Annotated in this window: 15 protein-coding genes; 5 read left to right on the top strand and 10 right to left on the bottom strand. The window is 55.3% G+C overall.

What is annotated here, in order from left to right; genetic code table 11:
* Positions 1–537: electron transfer flavoprotein subunit alpha/FixB family protein (locus INT33_RS15930; RefSeq protein WP_226940228.1), on the top strand; the 537-nt coding region annotated here is incomplete at its 5' end.
* 73 nt (positions 538–610) lie between these two features.
* Positions 611–1,570, top strand: coding sequence for an NAD(P)H-dependent flavin oxidoreductase (locus INT33_RS15925; protein ID WP_192539081.1), 960 nt, complete (start codon positions 611–613; stop codon positions 1,568–1,570).
* Here INT33_RS15925 and INT33_RS15920 read toward each other — a convergent pair.
* From INT33_RS15920 to INT33_RS15890, 7 genes are all read right to left on the bottom strand, one after another.
* Positions 1,552–2,331, bottom strand: a complete 780-nt coding sequence (locus tag INT33_RS15920; protein ID WP_193092380.1) for an enoyl-CoA hydratase/isomerase family protein — start codon at positions 2,329–2,331, stop codon at positions 1,552–1,554. The genes INT33_RS15925 and INT33_RS15920 overlap by 19 nt on opposite strands.
* Before the next feature lie 10 nt (positions 2,332–2,341).
* Complete coding sequence (locus tag INT33_RS15915; RefSeq protein ID WP_193092379.1) at positions 2,342–3,460, bottom strand: acyl-CoA dehydrogenase family protein; 1,119 nt, start codon at positions 3,458–3,460, stop codon at positions 2,342–2,344.
* A gap of 10 nt (positions 3,461–3,470) precedes the next feature.
* A complete protein-coding gene (locus tag INT33_RS15910; RefSeq protein ID WP_193092378.1) occupies positions 3,471–4,664 on the bottom strand; it encodes an acyl-CoA dehydrogenase family protein in 1,194 nt (397 codons plus the stop codon).
* A 3-nt stretch (positions 4,665–4,667) separates the two neighbouring features.
* Positions 4,668–6,083: an enoyl-CoA hydratase/isomerase family protein gene (locus tag INT33_RS15905; RefSeq protein ID WP_193092377.1), complete on the bottom strand. Its 1,416-nt coding sequence runs from the start codon at positions 6,081–6,083 to the stop codon at positions 4,668–4,670.
* A 95-nt stretch (positions 6,084–6,178) separates the two neighbouring features.
* Positions 6,179–8,194: a TRAP transporter permease gene (locus INT33_RS15900; RefSeq protein WP_193092376.1), complete on the bottom strand. Its 2,016-nt coding sequence runs from the start codon at positions 8,192–8,194 to the stop codon at positions 6,179–6,181.
* A gap of 102 nt (positions 8,195–8,296) precedes the next feature.
* A complete protein-coding gene (locus INT33_RS15895; protein WP_193092375.1) occupies positions 8,297–9,457 on the bottom strand; it encodes a TAXI family TRAP transporter solute-binding subunit in 1,161 nt (386 codons plus the stop codon).
* Between the two features lie 211 nt (positions 9,458–9,668).
* Complete coding sequence (locus INT33_RS15890) at positions 9,669–11,369, bottom strand: SulP family inorganic anion transporter (RefSeq protein WP_193092374.1); 1,701 nt, start codon at positions 11,367–11,369, stop codon at positions 9,669–9,671.
* Positions 11,370–11,644: 275 nt separating this feature from the next.
* Here INT33_RS15890 and INT33_RS15885 point away from each other — a divergent pair, with 275 nt between their 5' ends.
* On the top strand, positions 11,645–13,303 hold the full coding sequence (locus INT33_RS15885; protein ID WP_193092373.1) for a methyl-accepting chemotaxis protein: 1,659 nt from the start codon (positions 11,645–11,647) through the stop codon (positions 13,301–13,303).
* Here the strand turns inward: INT33_RS15885 and rarD are convergent.
* Positions 13,274–14,182, bottom strand: coding sequence for an EamA family transporter RarD (gene rarD, locus INT33_RS15880; RefSeq protein ID WP_193092372.1), 909 nt, complete (start codon positions 14,180–14,182; stop codon positions 13,274–13,276). The genes INT33_RS15885 and rarD overlap by 30 nt on opposite strands.
* 73 nt (positions 14,183–14,255) lie before the next feature.
* Here rarD and INT33_RS15875 point away from each other — a divergent pair, with 73 nt between their 5' ends.
* Positions 14,256–15,071 carry an amidohydrolase gene (locus INT33_RS15875; protein ID WP_193092371.1) on the top strand — a complete coding sequence of 272 codons (816 nt, stop codon included), beginning with the start codon at positions 14,256–14,258 and terminating at the stop codon, positions 15,069–15,071.
* Positions 15,071–15,775, top strand: coding sequence for a pseudouridine synthase (locus INT33_RS15870; protein WP_192539073.1), 705 nt, complete (start codon positions 15,071–15,073; stop codon positions 15,773–15,775). The genes INT33_RS15875 and INT33_RS15870 overlap by 1 nt, the downstream gene beginning before the upstream one ends.
* A gap of 123 nt (positions 15,776–15,898) precedes the next feature.
* Here the strand turns inward: INT33_RS15870 and INT33_RS15865 are convergent, their stop codons facing one another.
* Together INT33_RS15865 and INT33_RS15860 are read right to left on the bottom strand one after the other, a co-directional pair.
* The gene (locus tag INT33_RS15865; RefSeq protein WP_193092370.1) at positions 15,899–17,491 is read right to left on the bottom strand and encodes an ABC transporter ATP-binding protein; all 1,593 of its coding nucleotides are present in this window, start codon (positions 17,489–17,491) and stop codon (positions 15,899–15,901) included.
* On the bottom strand, positions 17,484–18,554 hold the full coding sequence (locus INT33_RS15860; protein WP_192539071.1) for an ABC transporter permease: 1,071 nt from the start codon (positions 18,552–18,554) through the stop codon (positions 17,484–17,486). The genes INT33_RS15865 and INT33_RS15860 overlap by 8 nt, the downstream gene beginning before the upstream one ends.
* Position 18,555 lies beyond the last annotated feature (1 nt).

Genomic DNA, 18,555 nt, shown 5'->3' with positions numbered 1-18,555 from the left:
AACGCCATCGCCACGGTGAAAAGCGACGATGCGCTTAAAGTGATGACCGTACGCACCACCGCGTTTGACGCCGTCAGTGACAGCGGTAGCGCCACGGTGGAAGCGGTAGACGTGGTCGTCGAGAACACCCAGTCAAGCTTTGTGAAACAGGAACTGGCGCAGTCCGACCGCCCCGAACTCGGTGGTGCCAAGGTCGTCATCTCTGGTGGCCGCGGCATGGGCAACGGCGACAACTTCAAGCTGCTCAACGGGATTGCCGACAAGTTGGGTGCGGCGGTAGGTGCCTCGCGCGCCGCGGTGGACGCCGGTTTTGTACCCAACGATATGCAGGTCGGCCAGACGGGCAAGATCGTCGCTCCAGATCTGTATATCGCGGTGGGAATCTCCGGCGCCATTCAGCACCTGGCGGGCATGAAAGACTCCAAGGTGATCGTTGCGATCAACAAGGACGACGAAGCGCCGATCTTTCAGGTGGCCGACTACGGCCTGGTGGGCGACCTGTTCGAGATCCTGCCCGAGCTTGAAAGCAAGCTGTAAGTCATAAGGCGCAAAAAGGCCCCGGGGGCCTTTTTGCGCTAACAGCCTCGTAAAAATAACTAGCGAGATGCCCATGCTAACGCGCTTAACCGCTTCGTTAACTCTGCCGGTGATCGGCTCTCCAATGTTTATTGTCTCTGGGCCAGAGCTGGTCATTGCCCAGTGTCAGGCTGGCATTATCGGGGCTTTTCCGGCCCTAAACGCCCGGCCCGCTGAAACGCTCAGGGAATGGCTAGAACAGATCACTCAAGCCCTGGCTGACTATGATAAACGCCATCCCGAATGCCCCTCTGCACCTTTTGCGGTTAATCAGATCGTACACCCCACGAATGATCGTCTGGAGCATGACGTGGCGCTGTGCGCCGAGTTCAAGGTGCCGCTGGTGATTACCAGCTTGCATGCTCCTAATCGGGTGGTAGAGCAGGTGCATGCCTATGGCGGGCTGGTATTTCATGATGTGACCACGCTGCGACACGCCAAAAAAGCGATTGATGCCGGCGTCGATGGTCTGATTTTAGTCTGCCATGGAGCAGGCGGGCATGCCGGCGGGCTCAATCCGTTTGCCTTTGTGGCCGAGGTGCGCCGCTTTTACGACGGCCCGCTGGTGCTGGCAGGCGCCATTACTCAAGGTGAACAGATTGCCGCTGCCCAGGCGCTAGGCGTGGACTTGGTATACATGGGCACGCGCTTTATCGCCACCCAGGAGGCAAATGCTTCATCGGCTTATAAGCAGATGGTGCTGGATTCGGCGGCGGTGGATATTGTGTATACCAACTTGTTTACGGGCGTTCACGGTAACTATCTGCGCGCCAGTATTGAGCAAGCGGGGCTAGACCCCGAAGCGTTGCCGCAAGGTGACAAAGCCTCGATGCGCTATGGCTCAGGCGGCAGCAGTAAATCCAAAGCGTGGCGTGATATTTGGGGCGCGGGGCAGGGCGTGGGCAGTATTACTACGCTTAATAGCGTCGCCGAAGAAGTGGCCACGCTACATAACGATTATCAGCAGGCGCTGACTCATTTGCGGCGGCTTTGACGAAAGGCCGCCACACGCGTTTGAAAATCATCGGATGCTTTGCACTGATCCTGCAGTTCCCCTTCCTGCTTCATGGTATCGCCAAGCGAAAGTTGCGCTGCTTCTCGCAATGCATGCTTGGTTGCGCTCAACGCTTGGGGTGATTGACCTACCAATGCCTGCGCCAGCGTGCGGGCTTGCACCAGCACCTGGTCATCTTCCACAACGCGATTGGCCAGACCAAGTGCCATGCAGCGTTCAGCAGTAATCGGGGTTGCCAGCGCGGCCATTTCAAAAGCCTGGGCATGACCAAGCTGGCGCACCAAGTGCCAGCAGGCGCCGCCATCGGGAATCAAGCCAATATTGATAAAGGCAAGCTTAAGGTAAGCCGAGCGTCCCATCACCACCATATCGCTGGCGAGGACATAGGAAACACCAATGCCTGCTGCCGCACCACTGACCGCCGCAATCACCGGTTTTTCCATCGTCATTAATGTGCGCAAAGCGGGTAAAAAGAGTGTCTCAAGCCGCTCACTAGCCGGTTCAGAGGCCGCCTTTTCAAACTCGGCAAGGTCGGCGCCAGCGCAGAATGCACTACCTGAACCGTAAACAATCACGCAGCGCACCCGGTCATCCTGTGCCACGTTTGCGAGTGCTTCGTTAAGCGCCAGAGCGGTAGGCTCATTTAGCGCATTGCGGACTTCAGGCCGGTTGATGGCAACTTCGACGATACCGTTTTCAATCGCACTGAGACTAATCAGCTCACTAGCGTTATCCGGCATACAAAGCTCCTTAAGCAACGCTTAGCTGGTCACTGACCGTCTCAAGGTGATAGTCGCTATCGCCAAGATAGTGATCAAACATGACCAGATGCTTGGCATAGTGAGCCACATGGCACTCTTCTGTCATGCCCATGCCGCCGTGGAGCTGAATCGCCTGCTCGGCAATAAAGCGTGCTGACTCACCACAATACGCTTTGGCCGCGGCAATTTTATAGTCCCGCTCATCAGCGGGCAGTGACAGGCTGGTGCAAGCTAAAATCGCCATGGAACGCGATTGCTCAAGGTGTAGGTGCATATCGACCATGCGGTGCTGAAGCGCTTGGAACGTCGCGAGCGGCAGCCCAAATTGCTTACGATCCTTTAAATAGGCCAGGGTTTGATCGCAGGCCTCTTCCATCGCCCCAATGGCGTCGGCACATAGCGCCGCGCGGCCCAGGGCAAGCACGTCGGCCAGCGCCTCACTGACATCTTCACTCAGGCAGTTCTCATCTGGCAGCGTAACGTCATCAAGGGTTAGGTCGCCGGCGGCCTGGTCATCCATTGTGTGGTAGAGGTGCAGCGATAGGCCGGGCGTGCCCGCAGGCAGGATAAATAGGCCTAGCTTACCGCTCTCCAGCCGAGCGGTGACCAGATAGGCGGAGGCGGCTTCCAGGTTCAGCACGACATCTTTTTTGCCGGTTAACCGCCATTGAGCGTTGTGCTTTATAGCTTGGGTAGATACGTCAAAGGCATCGTAGCGGGCACCATGCTCTTGCCAGGCGAGCGCCAATTGATGCTCACCCTCAAGAAGCGGGGCCAGCCAGCGGGTTTGCTGCGCGCTGTTGGCGGTCAAGGCGAGGAGCTGGCCCGGCAGCACCAGGCCTGCCAGATAGGCTTCGGGTACCAGCCCACGGCCCAGCGCCTGCATGATAATCATAAGATCCGTACCATCACCGCCTAAACCGCCCACCGCTTCGCTAAAGGGCATATGCAGCAAGCCAAGCTCGGCAAAGGTACGCCAAAGCGTAGAGGGCTCTTGGCGGGGTGCATCCAGCATGGCGCGACGCTGGGTGGGGGAAACCTGATCAGCCACCAAGCGGGTGAGCGTCTCTTCGAGCATGCGCTGCTCGTCGGTCAAAGCAAAATCCATGGTGGCGTCCTTACATTTCGAGAATGGTTTTGGCGACGATACTTTTTTGTATTTCATTGGCGCCGCCATAAATCGATAGCTTGCGGCGATTAAAATACTGCGCGCTGGCGGACGCGCTTTGCGCGTTGGCGTCATCCAACGATGCATCGCCGTGCAGAAAATCAGGAAAGAAGGGCAGCGCCGCCGGGCCAAGCGCACGCCGAGTCAGCTCGCTTAGCTTCTGGCGAAGCTCAGACCCGCGTACCTTGAGTAGCGAGCTTTCCGCGCCGGGGGCGCCGCCATCCCGGGTGGCCGCAATCACGCGCAGGTTGGTGACTTCAAGAGCCATGAGTTCAAGCTCCGCCTTTACCACCCGTAAACGAAAGCTGGGTAGCGCCAGCAAAGGCTTGCCACGATGCTCAATACGGCTGGCCAGCGATTTCAAATGACGCAGTGCCTGCTTGGCGTGGCCCAGACCGGCAATACCGGTACGTTCATGGGTAAGTAGAAACTTGGCGCAGGTCCATCCCTGGCCCTCTTCACCCACGCGATTTTCAACCGGTACCCGGACGTTGTCTAAAAACACTTCATTTACCTCGTGGGCACCATCGAGGGTAATGATCGGGCGCACCGTAATGCCTGGGCTCTGCATATCAATCAGTAAAAAACTGATGCCTGCCTGTTTCTTGGCATCCGGGTTGGTGCGCACCAGACAAAACAGCATGTTGGCGTGCTGGCCCAGCGTGGTCCAGGTCTTCTGGCCGTTAACGATGTAGTGATCGCCTTTGCGTACGGCGCGAGTATTCAGCCCCGCCAGGTCAGAGCCTGCGCCTGGCTCTGAGTAGCCCTGGCACCACCAATCCTGGTTGCTCAAAATGCGCGGCAGATAGTGCTGTTGCTGCTCAGGACTGCCGAATTTCATGATAACCGGGGCCACCATGTTAACCCCGAAGGGTACGACCGTCGGCGCGTGAGCTGCGGCACACTCCTCATCGAATATATGCCGCTCGACAGGCCCCCAGCCGGGGCCGCCGTGCTCCGTTGGCCAATTAGCGGCTAGCCAGCCCTGCGCGCTAAGAATGTTCTGCCAGCGCAGATGATCATCGGCTCGCAGATGACGCCCCAGGCGCACGCGCTCACGGATATCACCGGGCAACGCATCGGCTAGAAAGCGGCGAACCTGGGCGCGAAATGCCTGCTCTTCGGGGCTAAAGGTAAGATTCATTGGTTATACGTCCTTAGCCGTTGAGAGCGCTGCCTGGCGGTGCGGCCCACCTAGGTGGCTCGGGTAGCCCAGCGCCTCTACCGCGAGTAAGTCGATATCGCTTTCGCGGTAGCAAAAGCCCTGCTGTGCAATGCCGATGCTTGCCTGTTCAAGGGCTGAGCGCTTCTCGCAGGCTGGGGCCTGCTGAGTCGCTTCGTACAGTGTATTGAGCAAGCTACGCTTCTGGCTGACCACTACGTTTGCCCCAAGGGCTTTTAACGTAAGCGCGGCGCGTTGCTGAGTAAGCGGCTCAGCGCCTAGATTGACCAGCTCAATCAAATCATCACTTTGGGGAATGACCAGGCTTAACGCGGTGTTGATGTCACCTTGGTTGCCAATTTCGGTCAGGGTGATGGTAGTCATATGGAGTGGTTGCTCCGCATGGCTTGTCGATGCAATAAGGCACAGCTCGGTGTTTTCGTTAGCAGTATCGGTTAACTGAATGCCGGCCCGCTGGGCGGCTTTTTGTAAGCGTTTAAATAGCGGATGCTCGCCGATTAACGCCACTTGGTTAAAGGCGCTGGCATTCTCGACCCCAGGGACAATGTGCGGGCTGCGCGCAGCGAAAAACAGATGAATAAGCCCCGCACGCTGAGGTGAATCCATACAGGCGACAAAAAGCTCCCGCTCGCGGCGCAGCCCGTCTTGAAGCGAGTCAGCCGTTACGCTTGCTTCGATTGCTTCAACAATGCGAAACGGTGAAAAAAGTTCCGGCGTTTCCCGAGTAAGGCGCTCACGCGTATCGGCAATCGCTTGCGAGTCGCTTTCAGGCGCAGGCAGGGTGCCGGTAATACGCGATGCTTGTTGGCCGGATAACACCGCGTGTGCCGCTGATAAGCCCGCTTCAAGCGGTGTCTTGGCGGTGCTAACGTCATCAATGATCCCCGCCTCAAGCGCTTCTGTAGCCTCAATGAAGCGCCCGCTAGTAATCATTTCGAGCGCACGCTCAACGCCAACCAGGCGTGGCAGCCGTTGGGTGCCTCCCGCGCCGGGCAGTAGGCCCAGCTTTACTTCTGGCAGCCCTACGCGGGTGCCTTCCAGTGCGGTGCGGTAGTGACAGCCCAGCGCTACCTCCAAGCCGCCGCCAAGCGCCGTACCGTGTAGTGCCGCAATTAAAGGTTTCGGGCAGGCTTCGAGTTGAGCAATCACATCCGGTAAAAGCGGCGCTTGAGGCGGCTTGCCAAACTCACGAATATCCGCGCCGGCGATAAAGGTTCGCCCATCTGCTAATAGCACCAGCGCTTTAGCGTCAGAGTCGGCAATGCCTTCTTCAAGCGCATTGATCAAGCCACTGCGCACTGCCTGACCCAGGGCGTTAACCGGTGGGTTGGCAATTTGGATAACGCCTATATCGCCGTGGCGCTGATAATGAACGGACATGGCCTGCTCCCGTGCTGTGTTTAGTGGCATTGGTAATATCTAGGTAAATCGTTAGTTGACTATATAAATCATTAATTAACGTGCCGTAGGCTGCATCAAGGTTCTATGGCCGTCGGGGTATGAGAGCGCTGATGATAGCGTTGGCTTAAGCGTGCCAACAAAATGCCTGGCACTAGTGCGGCAAGTGCCAGACCAATTAGCTCCCATTGGCTCAGCGGCACCATTCCACCCCCGGGTAATGCCAGCAACAGCCCCGCGATAAGAATCAAGCTACGAATGATGATCTCCTGCAGGGCGCCATAACCCAGGCGGCCAACGCCCATTAGATAACCCTGCATGGCTGAGGCAAACAAGATGATGCCGATAACCGCCTGGATAAACACGGCAACGATCATAAGCGGCGCGCCCTGCATAATTAGCGCGGGGTTAAGTACGAACAAAAACGGAATAAAGTAAATGACGCTACCCAGGCGCATCGCTTGTAGGCCCGTTTCCATCGGCCGGGCACCGGCAACGGTAGCGGCAGCAAACGCCCCCAGCGCTACCGGCGGTGTGATAAAGCTCAGCATGCCCCAGTAGAGGATGAACATGTGTACTGCCATGGGGTCCAGGCCGCCGCCTTGAATCAAGGCTGGTGCCAGAGCCACTGCCAGGAAGATATAAGCCGCGGTGACGGTCATGCCAATGCCAAGCACGAAGCTGGTAACGGCGCCCATAATCAGCAGCAAGGGCACGCTGCCCCCGGCGATATTAATGAAATCATTAGCGATGGTACCGGAAAGGCCGGTCATAGAAAGCGCGCCGACCAGCATGCCTACGCCTGCCAAGATGGCAATTAGCTCGGCAAACAGCTTAGCCGCCGATGACAGCGTATCGGTCACATCTTTCCAGCCCCAGCGGTTGTGCTTGGAGAACTGATTGAGCACCAGCAGAAGGGCGGTGGCGTAAAACGGCGCCACGGCTTCGCGCTGCATGATCAGCAGCATCCAGACGAGTAAGGCGAAAACGAAAATAAAGTACCAGCCCTCTTTGAGTGTCTGCTTCAGCGAAGGCAGCTCAATGGCCGGCAGACCTTTGATATCGTGACGCGCGGCGTAGGCGTCTATCTGAATAAACAGGCCTAAAAAATACAGAATCGAGGGAATAACGGCGGCAAGCGCTACAGTCGAATAGGGAATGTCCAGAAACATCGCCATGACAAACGCTGTGGCACCCATCACCGGAGGCATTAACACGCCGCCTGTTGAGGCACAGGCTTCAACGCCGCCCGCAAAAGAGCGGCTCATGCCAATACGCCGCATGGCCGGAATTGATAATACGCCGGTAGTGAGCACGTTACTGATGACGCTACCGCTCATGGAGCCCATCAGGCCACTCGAGAAAATCGAAACTTTAGCTGGGCCGCCGCGCACATGGCCTAGCAACGCAAACGCCAGATTGATGAAAAACTTGCCGCCACCGCTTTTTTGCAGCACAACGCCAAATACCAAAAAGCCGATTACCAGGCCCGCGAATGCCTGTAACGGTACACCCATGATGCTTTCGGTACTCATGGTGTGGTACATGGCGGTTTGTTCAAGGGTGGATGGGAACGCCTGGATTGGCCCAGGGACAATGTCAGCCACCAGCGGATAAAGCGAGAACACACCTGCAATAATCGCAATGGGCAAGCCGCCAGCTCGCCGGGCCGCCTCAACGATTAATAACCAGTAGGCGTAGCTTGCATAGATCGCAAGCTGCGGAGCGTCGAACGCCCAGCCGCGTTCCAGAATGGGCACCGCGTTAACAACAAAGTAGCCACCCACGATGAGCGTTGTAGCACTTAGCAGATAGTCGTACCACGGGATAGGCTGCTCCTGCTGGCTGCTACGCAAGGGCCAAAGCAAAAAAACCAAGGGAAGCAGAAGCGCGACCACAGCGTAATAAAATTGTGTTTCCAGGCCCGTGACAAAGGTAAGCAACCCCAGGTTGAAAAGAAAATCAAGCGTCATCAGCATCAAAATGACGGTCACTGTGGCGGGAACCCAGCGCAGCGCCGGGGGCAGCTCACGGATCTGGCTGATCTTTTCTTTAACCTGCTGATTATTGGCAGGAGCAGTATCTGTAGTCATGGCGAAGTATCTTTAGTTATGGCGACTATGATATGGAAAGATCGTCAATCAGCAGAGGGCGGCGAGCGCCGCCCTTTGACGTATTGCCCGAAGACTTGAGTATTACTCGAAGATCGGTTCGAAGCCGGCATCACTCAATGCGCTGGCGCGGGCTTCCATCCATGCGGTAGTAAAGGCCTCGTCATCACTGGGTGCGTCCTGCATAAAGCTTTCCCAGGCGCTTAACAGCACGTTCTGACGCTCGACCAGTTTATCCTGGTGCGCCTGCATTTCATCGGTCCATACATCGATCTCTTTGTAGTACTCCACCACGGCGTCGTGGAATGGCACTACCCACTGAAGGTCCTGCTGATCCAAGGCGTAACCAAGCGCACCGGGAGCGTTATCCTTGTAGTCGTCAAAATTCTCCTGCATGGCTTTGATCAGGCCGTAAGCAACGTTGTCTTCCAAGTCTTGATTGGCCACCACGATAGGATACGGATAGCTGGCACTGGGCACCGGATTATCCGCACTGATGCCGCCAGCGCCTGATGTGGCTTCATGAGGGCGAAAATAAGGCGCCACCGCGGCCATGCGCTCCCAACCTGCTTCATCGTTAGGATCTAGCACCGGCCAACTGATACCGCGCGGGCTGCTGGCAAGCTGCTGGGCCGGAGGAGTGACGGTCGTGGTAAATGAGGCGTCTACATCACCGGCGATAATGCCATCAAACGAACGGCCATAGCCTGGGTAATCGACCCGTTCAACGTCATCCCAGGTAAGCCCGCCAAACGCCAGGTACGCTTCAGTGCCTTTATTGAGCGCATCATCGCCGCGTATATAGGCAATGCGTTTGCCCGCCAGATCTGCGGGTGTTTCAACCTCCAGATCGCCCGCCACCGCCAGAGAAAGGCCAAAAGAGGCAGTCGACGTGGTAATTACGCGTAGCGGCTGAGGGCCCCAGTCGCGATCGGCAAACATCATCACGCCTTCAGCGCCGTAGTAACTGGCGATACCGCACGCACAAAGGTCAACACGCCCTTGCTTTAGCGGTGTCATGCGCGAGACATCGTTGTCTCCTGGCAGAATGCGCACCGATGAGTCGTATTTGTTTTGCAGCATATTGCCGATGGCCACGGCTTGAGCGTAACCGCTCGAATTAGTGCCGTAGGCAGTCCATGCCATGGTGGAGGGCAATTCAACCTCGTTGGCATAGGTAACAGCGGCACTTAACAACGAAAGTGGTAAGGCGGCAATGAGAAGGCGATGGGCGAAAGGGCGCATTGGCAGGCTCCATTATTATGTTTGTCGTTACATTTAGTTACTTAGTGTTTTGCTATGCGGTATTTGGTTTTGCTTGGTGGTCGGATGATAGTAGGTAAGCCAATGGGGAAATGTCAATGCTGTTATCAATCCAGACATAAAACTCACCCTTTAGAAATGCAAAAAGCCAGGTAAAGACCTGGCTTTTCAGAAGATTAGAAGAGTAAGGTAATTACGAAAATTCGCGCCAGGCTGCGTAAGTACTCAAAAAAACCCGGCCTGTCAGAGCGTCCAGAAAATCACTCTTTTTCAGCTTGTCCATGACGGGGCCTTTCACCTCAGATAGATGCAGCTTCACGTTGGAGTCTTTAAGCCGGGCATTGATTGCATCCAGGCTTTCCAAAGCAGAAGCATCAATCAGGTTAACCGCGGAGCAAATCAACACAACGTGCTCAAGCTCAGGATGGCTTGCAACCAGGTTGTAGACGGTATCTTCCAAATAGCGAGCGTTGGCGAAATAGAGGCTTTCATCAATACGCAGTAACGCCACGTTGCTGACGGTTTCCACATCATGGCGGGCGGTATTACGAAAATGCTCGGTATCGGGCACCCGGCCCACAATAGCGCTATGCGGGCGGCTGGTACGGTAAAGAAAGAGCGCAATAGACAGAGTGACGCCACCGATAATGCCCGCTTCAATACCTTCTACCAAGGTTAGCAGGATGGTCACTGCCATTGCGGCAAAATCACTGCCCGAATAGCGCCACGTTTGGCGCAGCATGGGGATATCCACCAGAGTGAGTATGGATACCGAAATAGTCGCAGCCAGTGTGGCAATGGGCAGGTAGTAAAGCCAACCGGTAAACGACATGGTGACCAGCGCAATACCCAAGGCTGCAAAGGCGCCAGCAGCGGGCGTTTGTGCCCCAGCATCGTAGTTGATAACGGTGCGCGATAAGCCGCCAGTGACCGGCATGCCGCTAGTGATACCGGCCGCAAGATTGGCTGCTCCCAAACCAATCAACTCCTGATTGGGGGAAATACGTTGGCGCCGCTTAGCAGCGAGCATTTGTCCCATGGAAACCGACTCAACAAAACCTACCAAGCTGATCAGCAGCGCCGGGATTAATAACGCTCGCCATAGTGAGGCGTCTGCCCAGGGAAAGCTAAGGGCGGGCAAGCCGCTGGGAATGTCGCCGACCACCGCGACACCTGACGCTGCCAGCTGCCAATGCCAGGTGATCAGTGAGGTAGCAACTACCGCAAACACCGGACCTGCCTTGGTGAGCAAATCAGCAAGGGCGGGGGGGATACCAAACCGGGTAAGGGTCTGCTTGCCATAACGGCGCATGGCGATTAAAAACGTCAGCGTACCGGCGCCTATCCCAAGTGTGTAGGGGTTAAACGCGGGTAAATTGGGGATTAGCGTGATGGCTCGTTCAATCAGGGTAAAACCACTGCTGGACACACCCAGCAAGCTACCTAGCTGGCTTGCCGCAATTAATATGCCTGAGGCGGTTAAAAAGCCTGAAATAACGGGGTGGCTTAAAAAGTTGCTAAAAAAGCCCATGCGAAGCGCGCCCATGGTCACCAATATCAGGCCTGAAAGTAGCGAAAGGACTAACGCGGCCTGCAGATACGCCTCTGTGCCAGGCTGGGCAATAGATGAGAGTGCCGCGCCGGTCATTAGCGCAATAATGGCCACTGGCCCTACGGCAAGCGTGCGGCTTGTTCCCATCAGGGTATAAAACAGTTGGGGCAGGATGCTGGCGTACAAACCAACAACGGCAGGCAGTCCCGCCAGCAATGCATAAGCCAGCGACTGTGGAATCACCATGGCCGTAACAATGACACCCGCCAGCATATCAGCGCCCAGCAAGCGCTTATGATAGTGAGGCAGCCACGTAAAAATAGGCAAGTAACGCTTCAGCATGAACTTATGGACCGTTTGGAAGCTGTATTTTTTAAAAACCGAGGTTTTAAAGACTAGGTTTTAAAGACTAGTTTTAAGAACCGATAGTTCTTTCTTTATATGACTATATTAACGCGTTAAAGCCATCATTGCGGCGTTGCCGGATAAATTACTTATCTCTTCCCCCAAAGTGCTACTTCTTTCATAAGCGTAACCCGTTAAGCTCATGAAAAAAGCTTACAAGCGCCAAATCTGTAACGCTGCTCAATAACGTTAATTACAAAAGAGTACTTCACATGCGGCTACTTCGTTTGCTGGCGCCTTTGGCGCTGCTGGGACTATCGGTCTGGTTAGTAGCGCAGGCCAGTCTATTAACCTATCTTGCGCTTGTGTGTGCCGGGCTAGCTGGCGCCGGAATGGTCGCCAATACTCAACTAAGCGTGTATTTAGCCAGTCAACAGCGCCTGGCCCAGCCTATGCGTGGATTCAAACCGCTTAAGGATTATGGATCGCTACGGGCCATGGCGTATCGGCTGATGCAGCGAGCTAGCAGTACGGCCATCGCATCGGCTGAGGTTTCACACTATGCCGATCTGATGGATCAGCGCCTTGGCAAGCAGGAAACAATGGCCCGGGAGGCGTCCTCCAGCGTGGCGGCGATCAATGCCGCTATCTTGCAGGTGAGTACCAGTGCTAGCCAAGTGGCAGCACTTGCCGAAAAAGCCCGTCAATCCAGCCACCATAATCACGCTGAGCTTGCCGATATCGTCAGTGATATGAGTGACGTAGCTGAACGCTCGGACCAGGCGCTTGAGATGTTAACGCTCCTCAACGATAAAATTGAGCGAGTACGCCAAGTCACCTCAATGATTGAGGGTATCGCTGAGCAAACGCATCTGCTGTCACTTAACGCATCCATCGAAGCCGCCCGAGCCGGGGAGCATGGGCGGGGCTTTGCGGTAGTTGCAGGCGAAGTACGCAGCTTGGCATTAAAAACCTCAACCGCAACCCAAAGTGTCGAGACGCTGGTTAAAGATATGCACGAAAGCGGCCAGGATGTTGCCACTACGCTGGGGGCACTAATGATGCGTATCCGCGAGCGCTCCCAGGGTATGAGCCAAGTAGGCGAGGGGCTGGGTACTATTACCCACGAGTTCGATCATGTTCAGCGTGAAATCACCAGCGTCGCTGACGCCATGGAAACGACCAAAGCCCATAGTCAAACCGTGGCCGACAGCCTACGTCAGTTGGAAAGTGATGTAGATGAAGGTAATCGCAATATGCATGACCTGGCGGCGCAGGCGCGGGCTTTGATGGAGGCAGCCGAAGGGGTGGACGGAGAGCTGGCCCAGCAGCGCCTGCAGGGGCGCCATCAGCAGGTATTCAGTGTGGCACGCCAAGCCGCTGATCACATTGGCAGGCTATTTGAGAAAGCTCTCAAAAGCGGTGCGCTTTCAGAGTCAGCGCTATTTCAGCCGGACTACCAAAAAATACCGGGCACTCAGCCGCCGTTGTATCGTACGGCGTTTGATGATTTTACCGATCAAGTGCTACCTGACCTTCAGGAGCCGCTGCTTACAGGGTATGAACTTAGCTACGCGATTGCCTGTGACCGCAACGGCTACGTGCCTACCCATAATGCTGCGGTAAGCCGCGCACCAACGGGTGATAGTGCGCATGACTTAAAATACTGCCGGAGTAAGCGCATCTTTGATGATCCTACCGGCAGCCGGTGCGGCACACATACCCAGCCCTTACTACTACAAACCTATAAACGCGATACGGGTGAGGTGATGCATGACCTTTCCGTACCGATTTTTATTAACGGTAAGCATTGGGGCGGTTTTCGCGTGGGCTATCAGCCGGAGCGTGTTTCTGGCAGAAATGAGGTTTCTCTGGCGGTATCACATTCAGGCCAGAATCAGCTAGCTCACAACGGCTTGGCGCGGGCGTGATTGCCAGGATGACCATGAGTAAAGCGCAAGCCCCAGCCAGATCATGATAAAGGTGGCGAGCTGAATCATCCCCAGCGGCTCGCCAAAAATGATTAGCGCGATCAAAAACTGAATGCTGGGGTTGATGTACATCAAAAAGCCCAGCGTCGAGAGCCTCAAGCGTCGGGCAGCACCCGCGAACGCCATTAACGGCAGTGCGGTTAATACGCCACTGATGATGAGCAGCCCGCTCATGGGCATATCATAAAGAAAGTGCGAGTCGCCCTGCCAACTAAGCCAGCTAATCGCTATAAGCGCGAGGGGGAAGAGCAGCAGGGTTTCCACAAATAGCCCCGACAAACCATCAAGCGGCACCTGCTTGCGAAACAGCCCATAGCTACCAAAACTGAGCGCGAGCATCAGGCTGATCCAAGGCAGCTCACCCAACATCGCAAACTGAATGGCGATGGCAAGGCTTGCTAGCCCCAGAGCGACTAGTTGTAGGCGGGCCATCACTTCACGCAGCACCAGCATGCCTAGGGCGACATTGACCAAAGGTGTCAAGAAATAGCCTAAGCTTGCCTGGAGCACCTGCTTGCTTTCGACAGCATAAATGTAAAGGCCCCAGTTAAAGGCAATTAGCAATGCACAGATCAGCACGCGGCCCAGGCGCTTGGGCTGGCTTAATGCTTGGGTCACAGGTGCCCAGCGCTTTAAAAACGTAATCAAGCCGACCAGGAAAAGGCACGACCATAAAATTCGATGAATAAGAATTTCAAAGGCTGGAATACCGTCAAACAGCGCGAAAAATAGCGGGAAACATCCCCACATAATGTAGGCAGTTAAGCCAAACGTGACGCCTTTGACTGCCTGGGGATCGCGAGTTGACGTGGAAAGCATAGCAGCCTCATTAACTAAAAATGCTAATCTAGCACATAATTTGAAAAACACACTGGCCGAAAGGAGAAGTGGCATGAGTCAGCTTAAAACGAGCCTTGTTCAGTGCGACCTGCGCTGGGAAGATCCGCAGGCAAACCATGCACATCTAGCCCAGCTGCTAGGCGATTTGGACAGCCGCGACACCGACCTTATTGTCTTGCCTGAAATGTTTGCCACGGGATTTACCATGAATTCCCGTGAAATGGCCCAGCCGATGGCGGAAAGCCAAAGCGTTAACTGGTTGCAGGACCAGGCGAAGGCACGTAACTGCGTGATGACCGGCAGTGTCGCAATTGTCGATGACGGGCAGTATTACAACCGGATGGTATGGGCCACCCCAGAAGGCGAGGTTAGCTACTACGATAAGCGGCATCTGTTTCGCATGGCGGGTGAGCACGAACGCTATGGCATGGGCAAAACCCGGCAAGTAGTCGAGCTTAAAGGGTTTAAATTACTCTTAAGCGTGTGCTACGACCTGCGTTTCCCTGTCTGGTCGCGCCAGCAGCCAGCAGACAATGAGCACTTCGAGTATGATGCGCTACTTTGTGTTGCCAACTGGCCAGCGCCGCGCCGCCAACCCTGGCGAACGCTGCTTCAAGCCCGAGCGGTTGAAAACCTTGCCTATGTCGTTGGGGTCAACCGGGTAGGGGAAGATGCCAAAGGGCTGGCTTACAGTGGTGACTCCATGCTGGTTGATTTTAAGGGCGAACCGCTCATTGACCACCCTGCAAATACACCGTTTATTGAAACGGGAACGCTAGATAAAATGGAATTAGATGCTTTTCGTGAAAAATTTCCTGCCTGGCAAGATGCCGACCGCTTTTCACTACTGCCAGGAGTGGGTCAATAATGCGCCTTGACCGCTTTCTAAGTGAAACAACCCCGCTAACGCGTAGCTTGGCCAAACGGGCGCTTAAAGATGGTGACGTTACCTTAAATGGCAAACCTATCAAGCAAGCGGCCACCCAGATTGATACCGAGCAAGATGAGGTAACGTTTAATGGCGAAAAGCTCGAACTGGTCGGGCTTCGCTACCTTATGATGCATAAACCCACGGATGTGGAGTGCACCGCCAGGCGGGGTCTTTATCCGCGCGTTATCGACTTGATTGACCTGCCTAAAGTCGAGCGCCTGCAACCAGTAGGGCGGTTGGACGCCGATACCACGGGGCTTTTGTTGCTCACCGACGACGGCCAGTGGTCACACCGGGTTACCTCGCCACGCCATCGCTGCGCGAAGGTGTATATTGCCGAACTTGCTGAACCGGTAGAAGGTAGCGCCGCTGAATGGGCCATTAACCAGGTAGCCGAAGGCATTATGCTGGAAGGTGAGGAGACGCCAACTCAGCCCGCATTGCTACGCTTTCTAACGCCGACCCAAGCCGAGCTGACCATTACCGAAGGGCGCTATCACCAAGTGAAACGCATGTTTGTCGCCCTGGGGAATCATGTGAATGCGCTGCACCGCCAATCGATAGGCGATATAACGTTACCCAATGATTTGGCCCCAGGGGAATGGCGTGAGCTAACCGCAGAAGAAATAGCCAGCTTCTAAAGCACGTCATGCGTTCTCGGCGCTATTGCACCAGGCAATAGCGTCGGAACAACCCCTATAATTTATACCGTTATCTTGTTTGTTGTCTTGAAATCACACATTCTCCCTTTAACGCTTAAATCGTTAAGCAGGTAGTTGGCGCAATTGGGCGGCCGCAATTAACGCTTGGGTGTACGGGTGCTGGGGCGAGGCGAGAACGTCAAGGCAGGGCCCTTGTTCAACCACTTCACCATCTTTTAACACCATAATACGGTGCGCCATGGCGCGTATGACGGCCAGGTCGTGGCTAATAAACAGATAGCTCAGCTGGCGGCGTTCCTGTAGCTGGCGCAGCAGGGTAACTAGCTGCTTTTGCACGGTGCGGTCCAGCGCCGAGGTCGGCTCATCCAGTACTAATAGCTCAGGCTCCAGAATAATCGCCCTGGCCACGGCAATACGCTGGCGCTGCCCGCCGGAAAATTCGTGCGGGTAACGCGCCGCACAGCTTTCCGGTAAGCCCACTTCATGCAGAGTTTGATGCACGCGTTGGGTTACTTCGCTGAGGGGCAAATCAGGGTAATGAAAGCGCAGCCCTTCGCTGACGATATCAAATACCGGCATACGCGGCGAAAGCGCGCCATAAGGGTCCTGGAAGACCATCTGTAAACGATGGCGCTGGCGGCGTAATGCATTGCCCTTCAACTGGCTTAACGGAACATCGCCCAGGCTGATTTCTCCCTGGCTTTGCACAAGGCGCATAATCGCGGAGGCGAGCGTGGTTTTGCCCGAGCCTGATTCACCGACAATGCCCAGCGTTTCCCCCGGAGCAATCGTCAAATCCGTTGCCTTGACGGCTTCGAAAGGGGGCGGCTGACGCTTGAATAATCCCGTTTTGGGGCGCTCAAAACTGACTTTTAGCTGGCGCGCGGTGAGTAGTGGCTTGGTGGCGGCAAGTGCCGCAGGCCTGCCTTCAGGTTCTGCCGCTAAAAGCGCTTTGGTGTAGTCGCTTTGCGGGTTGTTAAACACCTCTTCAACCGACCCTATTTCCTGAATTTTACCGCGATACATGACGCAAACCCGTTCGGCATAACGGCGTACCAGGTTAAGATCGTGGCTAATAAACAGCATACCCATGCCGTGCTGATCACGAAGCTCTTTTAAAAGGGCGAGTATGTCTTGCTGAACGGTAACATCCAGCGCTGTCGTGGGCTCATCGGCGATCAGCAGCGCCGGGTTGTTGGCGATGGCCATGGCAATCATCACCCGCTGGCGCTGGCCGCCGGAAAGCTGGTGTGGCCATGCCTCAAGCAACTCATCAGCGCGGGGCAGTTTGACCTGCTCTAGAAGTTCTTTCGCCCAGGTACGTGCTGCCTGCCCGCGAAGCCCCTGATGCAGGCGTAGCGCTTCGCCAATCTGCTTGCCTATACGATGCAGCGGGTTAAGCGAGGTCATGGGCTCTTGAAAGACAAATCCAACACGATTACCGCGTACCGCATTCCAATCTCGGCGGGTAAGCTGATTAAGGTCTGTCTCCTCAAGCCAGCGCCCACCGCTTACTTCGGCATTACTGGGCAATAAATTGATGGCGCCTAATGCTGAGACTGACTTGCCAGACCCGGATTCACCCACTATAGCCAGGGTTTCACCGGCATTGACGGTAAGCGTTAGGGCATCCACTACCACTGCGCCATCAAAAGCAATGGTCAGGTTGTCGAGGCGAAGCAGTGGTTTAAGCATGGTTAGCTTCCTGCGCGGGTTTAAGACGCGGTTTTACGTGGCGTGGATCAAAGGCATCGCGCAGGCCCTCGCCAATAAACACGAGTAGCGAGAGCATAATGGCCAGTGTCATGAACGCCGTAATCCCAAGCCACGGCGCATGAAGGTTGTTTTTACCTTGGGCGGCAAGCTCACCCAGCGAGGGAGAGCCTGGTGGCAAACCAAAGCCCAGGAAATCCAGCGCAGTCAGCGTACCGATCGCTCCGGTAAACAGAAAAGGAATAAACGTAAGCGTGGCGACCATGGCATTCGGCAGGACATGGCGCCACATTATCAGGCGTGAAGGCAGCCCCATGGCTTTTGCAGCGCGGACATATTCCAGATTGCGGGCGCGTAAAAATTCCGCGCGGACAATATCGACCAGGCCCAGCCAGGAAAACAGCAGCATAATGCCCAGCAGCCACCAAAAACCCGGCTGCACAAAGCTTGCCAGAATTATCAGCAGAAACAGGACGGGAAGACCCGACCATATTTCGGTTATCCGCTGGCCAATAAGATCCACCTTGCCACCAAAATAACCCTGCACACCGCCTGCCAGTACACCCATTACCAATGAACCTGCCGTTAACACCAGGGCAAAGGCGACCGAAAGCCGAAAGCCATAAATGACGCGGGCCAATACATCGCGGCCTTGATCATCGGTACCCAGCCAGTGGCGGGTATCGGGCGGCGCGGGGGAAGGCTCTGTCATCTGCATATCCAGCGTTTGATAGGAGAACGGGATAAGCGGCCATAGCGCCCAGCCATTCTCGTTAATCTGCTGCTGAATAAAAGGGTCCAGATAATCTGTTCGAGTGGGTAAAAAACCGCCGAACTCGGTTTCTGGATAGTCAACCAGCAGCGGTGCGTACCACTGGCCGTCGTAATGCAGAATGAGCGGCTTGTCGTTGGCGATGAGTTCAGCAAATAAGCTTAAAATAAACAGTACGCCAAATAACCAAAGCGAAATGCGCGCCCGTCGATTGGCCTTGAAAGCCGCAAGCCGACGCAGCGTAATCGGTGAAAGCCGTGAACTGATAGACATC

The sequence above is a fragment of the Halomonas colorata genome, from assembly GCF_014897985.1.
GTDB classification, from domain to species: domain Bacteria; phylum Pseudomonadota; class Gammaproteobacteria; order Pseudomonadales; family Halomonadaceae; genus Vreelandella; species Vreelandella colorata.
The sequence above is the reverse complement of the archived record's forward strand: the minus strand, read 5'-3'. Positions and strand labels throughout refer to the sequence as shown.